Origin of the sequence: Pelagibius sp. (assembly GCF_028281305.1) — a bacterium.
Classification (GTDB): domain Bacteria; phylum Pseudomonadota; class Alphaproteobacteria; order Kiloniellales; family Kiloniellaceae; genus Pelagibius.
Map to the genome: position 1 here is coordinate 22,647 of NZ_JANQKD010000122.1, position 8,440 is coordinate 31,086.

General features: G+C 66.6%; 10 protein-coding genes. 8 read left to right on the forward strand and 2 right to left on the reverse strand.

Annotated features, from left to right (window positions below):
- Positions 1–107: 107 nt before the first annotated feature.
- Positions 108–917: an N-formylglutamate deformylase gene (gene hutG, locus Q0982_RS22655; protein WP_299400065.1), complete on the forward strand. Its 810-nt coding sequence runs from the start codon at positions 108–110 to the stop codon at positions 915–917.
- A gap of 759 nt (positions 918–1,676) precedes the next feature.
- Here hutG and hutI read toward each other — a convergent pair.
- The gene (hutI, locus tag Q0982_RS22660) at positions 1,677–2,876 is read right to left on the reverse strand and encodes an imidazolonepropionase (protein WP_322097094.1); all 1,200 of its coding nucleotides are present in this window, start codon (positions 2,874–2,876) and stop codon (positions 1,677–1,679) included.
- Positions 2,877–3,042: 166 nt separating this feature from the next.
- Here hutI and Q0982_RS22665 point away from each other — a divergent pair, with 166 nt between their 5' ends.
- From Q0982_RS22665 to Q0982_RS22695, 7 genes are all read left to right on the forward strand, one after another.
- Positions 3,043–4,449 (forward strand): formimidoylglutamate deiminase, encoded by a 1,407-nt coding sequence (locus Q0982_RS22665; RefSeq protein ID WP_299400069.1) that lies wholly within the window; start codon positions 3,043–3,045, stop codon positions 4,447–4,449.
- 162 nt (positions 4,450–4,611) lie between these two features.
- The gene (locus Q0982_RS22670) at positions 4,612–4,959 is read left to right on the forward strand and encodes a helix-turn-helix transcriptional regulator (protein ID WP_299400070.1); all 348 of its coding nucleotides are present in this window, start codon (positions 4,612–4,614) and stop codon (positions 4,957–4,959) included.
- A gap of 38 nt (positions 4,960–4,997) precedes the next feature.
- A complete protein-coding gene (locus tag Q0982_RS22675) occupies positions 4,998–5,495 on the forward strand; it encodes an SRPBCC domain-containing protein (RefSeq protein WP_299400071.1) in 498 nt (165 codons plus the stop codon).
- 16 nt (positions 5,496–5,511) lie between these two features.
- Entirely contained in the window at positions 5,512–6,048 is a 537-nt protein-coding gene (locus Q0982_RS22680) for an SRPBCC domain-containing protein (RefSeq protein ID WP_299400073.1), read from the forward strand.
- 32 nt (positions 6,049–6,080) lie between these two features.
- Positions 6,081–6,551, forward strand: a complete 471-nt coding sequence (locus tag Q0982_RS22685; protein ID WP_299400075.1) for an SRPBCC domain-containing protein — start codon at positions 6,081–6,083, stop codon at positions 6,549–6,551.
- Positions 6,552–6,590: 39 nt separating this feature from the next.
- On the forward strand, positions 6,591–7,301 hold the full coding sequence (locus Q0982_RS22690) for a thioredoxin family protein (protein WP_299400077.1): 711 nt from the start codon (positions 6,591–6,593) through the stop codon (positions 7,299–7,301).
- Positions 7,302–7,385: 84 nt separating this feature from the next.
- Positions 7,386–7,673, forward strand: coding sequence for a hypothetical protein (locus tag Q0982_RS22695; RefSeq protein WP_299400079.1), 288 nt, complete (start codon positions 7,386–7,388; stop codon positions 7,671–7,673).
- 145 nt (positions 7,674–7,818) lie between these two features.
- On the opposite strand, the gene Q0982_RS22700 is transcribed toward Q0982_RS22695, so the two are convergent.
- On the reverse strand, positions 7,819–8,440 hold a 622-nt coding region (locus Q0982_RS22700), incomplete at its 5' end, for a hypothetical protein (RefSeq protein WP_322097093.1).

Below are 8,440 nucleotides of genomic sequence, written 5' to 3' on the forward strand. Positions count from 1 at the left end.
CGCAAACTTGTATATACAAGACCGGTATACAAAAGACCGGTCAATCTGGCCAGCGTAGCGCCGGCCGGACAGCCAAATGGGCCGGAGGCTTGTCGGGAAGGACGTCCATGGAGCTCTTCACCTTTAAGGAAGGTTCGCTGCCGCTGTTGGTTTCGATGCCCCACAGCGGCACCCACATCCCGCCTGAGATGGCGGCGCGGATGACCGATGCGGCCCGGGCGGTTCCCGACACCGACTGGCATATCCCCGAACTCTACGACTTCCTCGCCGAACTCGACGTCTCGGTGCTGCAGGCCACCCACTCACGCTACGTGGTCGACCTGAACCGCACACCGGACGGTGCAGTGCTCTATGCCGGTGCCGACAACACGGAACTCTGCCCCACCGCCACCTTCGACCGCGAGGCGATCTATCGGAAGGGGGAGGCGCCGACGCCGGGGGAGGTGGTGGCGCGGCGCGAGGCCTACTGGCAGCCCTACCACGACCGCATCGCCGCCGAACTGGCGGCGCTGAAGGCACGCCACGGCATCGCCCTGCTGTGGGATGCCCATTCGATCCGCAGCCAGGTGCCGCGCTTCTTCGAGGGGCGTCTGCCGGATCTGAACCTGGGCACTGGCGACGGCGCGGCGGCGGCTCCGGACCTGCTGGATATTCTGACGGCGGTGGCGCGGGAGGCCGAGGCAATCGGCTACAGCCACGCCGCCAACGGCCGTTTCAAGGGCGGCTACATCACCCGCCACCACGGGCGGCCCGACGCGGGCATCCACGCGGTGCAGCTCGAGCTTTCCCAGATCACCTACATGGACGAGGACCCGCCCTTCGGTTTCCGCGAGGACTTGGCCGAACAGGTGCGCCCGGTCCTGGCCGGCCTCGTCCAGACCATGCTCGCCTGGGCGGAGATGGCGGTGGACGACTAGGCGGGTTCGGCGTGGTTGGGGTGCGGGAGAATGTTACGGCGAAAGTCATCGGCTTGGGCGACCTAAGAGCAGAACAAATGTCCCCCTCACCCAGCTTCGGCTAGGTTCGCCGATCGGCGCACCAAGCCTGCGCAACCCTCTCCCGCCAGGGGAGAGGGTTTGTCTGTGTGGTGCGCCGGTCATTTCTTCCCTCTCCCCTCGTGGGAGAGGGAGGGGCCCGCGAAGCGGGAGGGTGAGGGGGAGACCAACACCGCGCGAAGCGGGAGGATGAGGCAGGACTAGCAGACGGCGGAATTGCCGTTTCCGATGCGGTTTGGTGCCTTCGCTGAAGTGTGTTCTGATTTACCGCTTGAAACTCTGAAGCGCAGAAGCCCGGGGAGCATGTTCACTTTCATCAACTTTGTCTACGGTAAGCTCGAAAGAGCGCTAAGCAGGACGGTGATTGGGCGCGTTTTCTTGGTTTTCGTGCATCTGCTTTTTGCCGCGCTCTGCGTCTTCATTGCTTACGCGCGCTTTGTCGATCACTAGCAGGGCCAGCGGGCCCTGGAAGGTCCGATGGCTCACTTGGAAGAGCAAAGGAGATGATGAACCAGCTTAGCTCTTTGCTGATGCATAACCCTCTCTGGCCAGGGGAGAGGGTTTGTCTGCGTGGTGCGCTGGTCATTTCTTCCCTCTCCCCTCGTGGGAGAGGGAGGGGCCCGCGAAGCGGGAGGGTGAGGGGGAGACCAGTGTTCCGCGAAGCGGGAGGCTGCGGGTGTGTCAGCCGCCGCGCACGATCTTTCCGTCTTTCACCACCTGCCGGCAGGGGTTGGCGCCGAAGCGGTAGGCGAGTTCGGCCGGGTGGTCGATGTCCCAGAACGCCAGGTCGGCGGCCTTGCCGACTTCCAGCGTGCCATGGGTATCGTGCATACCCAGCGCCCGGGCGGCGTTGCGGGTGACGCCGGCGAGCGCTTCCTCCGGGGTCAGGCGGAACAGGGTGCAGCCCATGTTCAGCATCAGCAAAAGCGAGGTGACCGGCGAGGAGCCGGGGTTGCAGTCGCTGGCGAGCGCAATGGGCACGCCGGCGCTGCGCAGGGCCTCCAGCGGCGGGCGCTGGCGTTCGCGCAGGAAATAGAAGGCGCCGGGCAGCAGCACGGCGACGGTCCCCGCCGCCGCCATGGCCCGCACGCCTTCGCCGCCGGTGTACTCCAGGTGGTCGGCGGAGAGCGCCTCGAAGCGGGCCGCCAGCCCGGCGCCGTGAAGGTCGGAGAGCTGGTCGGCATGAAGCTTCACCGGCAGGCCGGCGGCCTGGGCGGCCTCGAAGACCCGCGCCACCTGCTCCGGGTAAAAGGCGATCCGCTCGCAGAAGGCGTCGACCGCATCGGCAAGGCCGGAGGCCGCGACCTCCGGCATCATGGCGATGACCGCATCGATGTAGTCTTCCGGGTGGCCGTCGTACTCCGGCGGCAGGGCGTGGGCGCCCAGAAAGGTGGTGCGCACGGTGACCGGTTCGGCCGCGCCGAGGCGCCGCGCCACCCGCAGCATCTTCAGCTCGTCCTCCAGCGTCAGGCCGTAACCGGACTTGATCTCGATGGTGGTCACGCCCTCGGCCATGAAGGCCCGCAGGCGTTTCAGCGCAGCGTCGAACAGCGTGTCTTCGCTGGCCGCGCGGGTCTGGGCGACTGTGAAGCGGATGCCGCCGCCGGCCTGGGCGATTTCCTCGTAGGACGCCCCCTTCAGGCGCAGCTCGAACTCCCGCGCCCGGTCGCCGCCGAAAACCAGATGGGTGTGGCAGTCGATGAGACCGGGGGTGATCCAGCAGCCCCCGGCATCGTGCACTTCGGAGGCCAGATCGGCAGGCGTGCCCGGCAAGGTCGCGGCCGAGCCCAGCCACGCGATCTCGCCGCCGGCCACGGCCAGCGCGGCGTTTTCGATCGCGCCATAGGGCGCGCGCTCGTTGTCGGGCTCGCCGCACGCCATGGTGGCCAGGCGCGCGCCGGTCCAAAGGTGGTCCCACATAGGCTGCCGCTTCCCCATTTCACGGCGACACCGACTTTGCGGCGTAAGTTGTATATACAACCTGCCTGGCATACGCTTGCTTTGCCCATCACGCAAGCGCAGCCGTTTCTACCCATAGCAGGTCAAGATGACATTCCATACGCTTTTCGCGTCCCAAGCTCTGCTCCCGGAAGGCTGGGCCGACAACGTGCTTCTGGAGGTTGATGCCGGAGGCGATCTAAGTCAGATCACGCGAGGCGTCGCCGCTGACGCGGTGCCCATCGAGGCCGTCCGGCTGGCCGGGCCGGTGGTGCCGGGCATGCCGAACCTGCACAGCCACGCCTTCCAGCGCGCCATCGCCGGCCTCAGCGAACACCGGCCGGCGGGCAGCGGCGGCGAGGACTCTTTCTGGACCTGGCGGGAGGTGATGTACCGCTTCGTCGGCCGCCTCGATCCCGATCAGGTTCAGGTCCTTGCGGCCCAGCTCTATGTCGAGATGTTAAAGGCGGGCTACACCGCAGTCGGCGAGTTTCACTACCTGCATCACGGGCCTGACGGGCATCCTTATGATGACCGGGCGGAGATGTCCCGGCGCACCATCGCTGCTGCGGCCGAGACCGGGATCGGCATCACCCAGCTGCCGGTGCTCTACGGCTACGGCGGTTTCGGCGCTCAGAAAGCGGGTGAAGGCCAGAAGAGATTTCTGAATGAATCCAAAGACTTGCTGTCCATCGTTGAAGCACTTCAGAAATCACATGAGGGCGATCCACAGGTGCGGCTGGGGCTCGCGCCGCACTCCCTGCGGGCCGTCACTCTTGAGACTTTGGATGAAGCGGTGGGCGGCCTCACGGCGCTGGATGCCAGCGCCCCGGTCCACCTGCACATCGCCGAGCAGATCAAGGAGGTGGAGGACTGCCTCGCCTGGTCCGGCAAGCGGCCGGTCGAATGGCTGTTTGCGAACCACGCGCCCGACCGCCGCTGGTGCCTGATCCACGCCACCCACATGAGCCCGCAGGAGACGGCTGATCTCGCGGCCAGCGGGGCGGTCGCGGGGCTTTGTCCGACCACGGAGGCCAACCTCGGCGACGGCCTGTTTCCGGCGGCGGACTATCTGCGCGCCGGCGGTGCCTGGGGCATCGGCTCCGACAGCCATATCTCCGTCAGCCCGGTCGAGGAACTGCGCTGGCTGGAATACGGCGAGCGGCTCGCGACCCGGCGCCGCAACGTGCTGGCGGGCGAGGCGGGACCGGCCGCGGCCCTCGGCCACCGGCTCTATACCGAGGCGTTGGCCGGCGGGGCCCAGGCCCTCGGCCGGCCCATCGGTGCCATCGAGACCGGGCGGCGCGCCGACCTGGTGGTGCTGGACGCCGCCGCGCCGCCGCTCAGCGACCTGCCGCGCGAGCGCCTGCTCGATGCCCTGGTCTTCGCCGGCAACCGCAACCCGGTGCGCGACGTGATGGTCGGCGGCCAGTGGGTGGTCTGCGAGGGCGCCCACAAGGACGAGCGTACGGTGCTGGAGCGCTACCGCGCCGTCATCCGCGATCTGCTGTCCTAACCGGGACAGCTCCCACAAACACCCCTTCCTTCCGGAAAGACCGCCCGCTGCGGTGAGCGGCTGCCGGCGCAGCCGCGCGCCTGCCGCCACGGCCGGCTTGACTTGTGATCTTGGATCTTGTATTTAACAGATATGTTATTTAACGAAAGAGTTTAATGCAATATGCCCAGCGACGCTCTCAGCACGACCTTTGCCGCGCTTGCCGATCCGACCCGCAGGGCGATCCTGGCGCGGCTTTCCGACGGCGCGGCGACAGTGGGTGAACTGGCCGAGCCTTTCGAGATGAGCATGCCGGCGGTCTCCCGGCACCTGAAGGTGCTGGAGCGCGCCGGGCTCATCACCCGCGGGCGCGCCGCGCAGTGGCGCCCCTGCCAGCTTGAGGCCGGGCCGCTAAAGGATGCGACCGACTGGCTGGAGCATTACCGCCGCTTCTGGGAGCAGAGCTTCGACCGCCTGGACGACTACCTGAAGGAGCTGCAAAGCAGCCGCGCGCCGAAGAAGAAGAGCTAGTGCGTTGCTCTCCAAGCCCCCCAACAAAGGAGAAGACCATGACAGCCCTGGCCGATCCCCACACAGTCGAGATCCCGCCGCTGACCCTGACCCGGCACTTCGCCGCGCCCCGCGCGCTGGTGTTCGAGGCCTGGACCACCGCCGACCACTTGTCGCGCTGGTCCTATCCCGCAGGCTTTACGGTGGTCGACTGTGTCGTCGATTTCCGCGTCGGCGGCAGCTCCGAGGTCGTCATGCGCTCGCCGGAGGGCGAGCTCTTCCACTGGCGCAACCGCTATCAGGAAATCGTCACGCCGGAGCGTATCGTCGTCGCCAACGCCATCCTGTCGCGCACGCCCCCGGACGGTCCGCTGACACCGCTGTTCGACGCCGCTGCCACCGTAACCTTCGCCGAGGCGGAGGGCGGTACGTTGCTGACGGTTGAGGCTGCGGTCGAGAAGCTCCACGATCCGGCGGCGGCACCCCTGGCGGCGGCCATGGAGCCCGGCTGGACCGATGGCCTGGATCATCTCGCGGCCCACCTCCGCGACCTCTAGGCAGAGGGCAAGGCTGATGCGCCTCCAGGCCGCCGGTGTTTCCGCAGAGGACCGCGCGCTGTTCATCGCCCGTGTCTTCGATGCACCGCGCGATCTCGTGTTCAAGGTCTGGACCCGGCCGGAGCACATCGTCCACTGGGCGGTGCCGCCGGGCTTCAGCCTCCTGTCCTGCGAGGAAGATCTGCGTCGGGGCGGCCGCCATGCCTGCTGCCTGCGTTCGCCTGACGGCAGCACCTTTCGCCTCGGCGGGGTTTACTGCGCGGTGACACCACCGGAGCGCTTGGTCTCCACCTTCACGGCCGAGGGCGACACCGGTGTCTCCGGCCGGGAGACCCTGGTCACCGTCACCTTTGAGGATGTCGGCGAAGACGCAGCGCCCCGGACGCGCCTGTCGCTGCGCCAGGGCCGCTTCGACGGGGCGGCGGAGCGCGATGTCCACGCCGGGGCGATGGCCGCCTGCTTCGACCGGGTCGGCGCGCGCCTGGCGGTGTTGCAGGGCGCCGAGGTCCCAACGTCGGTCCAAGCGGCGGTGCGGGAACTGCAGGCCGTATGAAGACACCCCTGTTTGTCTTGAGGACCATCAACATGAAAGCCACAGCAAGTATCACCGAGCCCGCCGAGCGAACTCTGGTGATCGAGCGCCTCTTCGATGCGCCGCGGGCGCTGGTGTTCAAGGTCTGGACCCAGCCGGAGCATCTGGTGCGCTGGTTCGCGCCGCGCAGTTTCACGCTCTCCGCCTGCGACTTCGACACTCGCCCCGGCGGCGCTTACCGCTGCTGCATGACCAGCGAGGAGGGCGAGGAGCACTGGCTGCGCGGCATTTACCGCGAGATCGTGGCACCCGAGCGCCTGGTCTTCACCCACGGCTGGGAGGGCGCGGACGGCGCGGTCAAGGACGACACGCTGGTGACCGCCGTCTTCGTTGCGGAGGGTGAGAGGACGCGGCTGCGCTTCCACCAGGCCCTCTTTAGCAGTGAAGGCGCCCGCGAGTCCCATCGGGGCGGCTGGGAAAGCTGCTTCGACAGGCTCGACGACTACCTGGCCGGCGACGCCTGATCGGCACGAACGGCTGCACCCTGTTCAGGAGGACGGACAATGACATCGCAGAAGATCGTTTCACGCGCAGACTGGCTTGCGGCGCGGAAAGCGCTGTTGGTGAAGGAGAAGGAGCTGACGCGCCGCCGCGACGCGCTGGCTGCAGAGCGCCGGGAACTGCCCTGGGTCAGGATCGAGAAGCCCTATGTCTTCGAATCACCGGATGGCAAGCAGACGCTGGCGGACCTCTTCGATGGCCGCAGTCAGTTGATCGTGCAGCACTTCATGCTGGGACCCGGCTGGGAGGAGGGCTGCATCGGCTGCTCCTTCTGCGCCGATCATGTGGACGGCGCCAACCTTCACCTGCGCCATCATGACGTTGCTTTCGTGGCCATCTCCCGCGCGCCGATATCGGAGATCGAGGCCTTCAAGAGCCGCATGGGCTGGCGCTTCCCCTGGGTCTCCTCCTTCGGCAGCGACTTCAACTATGACTTCCAGGTTTCCTTTACCCCCGAAGACCAGGCCCGCGGGCGGGTTGTCTATAACTTCGAGGAAAGCGACTTCCTCTGCGAGGAACTGGCCGGCACCAGCGTCTTTGCCAGGGACGAGGCCGGCGCCGTCTTTCACACCTATTCCTGCTACGCCCGGGGCGACGAACACCTGCTCGGCGCCTACAACTATCTCGACCTCACGCCAAAGGGCCGCAACGAGACCGGCCCGCGCCACGACCTTATGGACTGGGTGCGCCTGCACGACAGCTACCCGGGCTGAGCCGTTCGGGCCGGTGCAGCAGAAAGGGCGGCATCGCGTGGTGCCGCCCTCGCACCGCTTGTGAGAAGGCGCTAAACTCCGATCATGAACTGGAGCCGGAAGCGAAAAGCCGATCTGGCCGCAGACCTCGACCTCTTGATCAACGATCTCTGCGTGATCTGGGGCTTCTGCAATCAATTGCGTGCCCGCGATCTGCTCTCTCTTGGAGAGACCCTGGACGCCGACACCTTTGCCTGTGCGGTGCTGAAAGCCGAGGGGTTAAATCCGGAAACGAGTCAGCATCGCAAACCCATCAGCCGAAAGTTCATCGAGCGCTACGGCCCTGCTGTATCGGAGAAGAGCCATTCGACCTCCGGCTACGCGTTCGAATGACCGCGTCGAGAATATCTCCAGGGTGAGGTGACTTCCTGGCGATCCACAGGAGCCGGCTGTCACACATCGCTTTGGGTCGTTGCAAAGAAGAAGGGGCCGGCACCGCTAGGTGCCGACCCCTCGTGCCCGAAGCAGGTGGCCTCGTCTAGACCCAGGGGCAGTGGCTGTTGGAGGCGCCGAAGGTGCGGCCCTCGGCGAAGCGCGAGATGGCGAAGGGCTCCAGCTCCGCCACCCGGTTGTCGCCGGCCAGGATCCGCGCCACCAGCTTGCCGACGCCGGTCATCTTAAAGCCGTGGTTGGAGTCGGCGATCATGTAGGCGTTGGGCATGATCCAGTCGAAGATCGGCACGTTGTCCGGCGTGAAGGCGCCGATGCCGCCATTGGGCCGGTCCTTGAAGTTCTTCCGGTGGCCCTTGAAGCGCGGCATGAGGTAGCCCATGGCCGCGGTCAGGTAGTCGGCGAACCAGTCGTCGGCCTGGTAGTCCTCGTTGTCCCAACCGTAGGGATCGAGCACCGCCTTGGGGCCGATCTTGATGGGGATGGTGCCGCCCTGCACGCCGGCGCGCTCCATGCGCTCGGCGCCGTTCTTCCAGTAGACGTAGAGATGGTCGGAGATTTCCGCGCCGGTGTCCTCGTTGATCACCGGCGTGTTCATCATCTCGACGTGCAGCACCGGCGGGTCGAGGTCGCGGCTGTCGCGGTAGGGCTGGTCGATGTAGACCTCGCCCTCCAGCAGACGCCAATAGGTCCACATGTCCAGGGTGTTG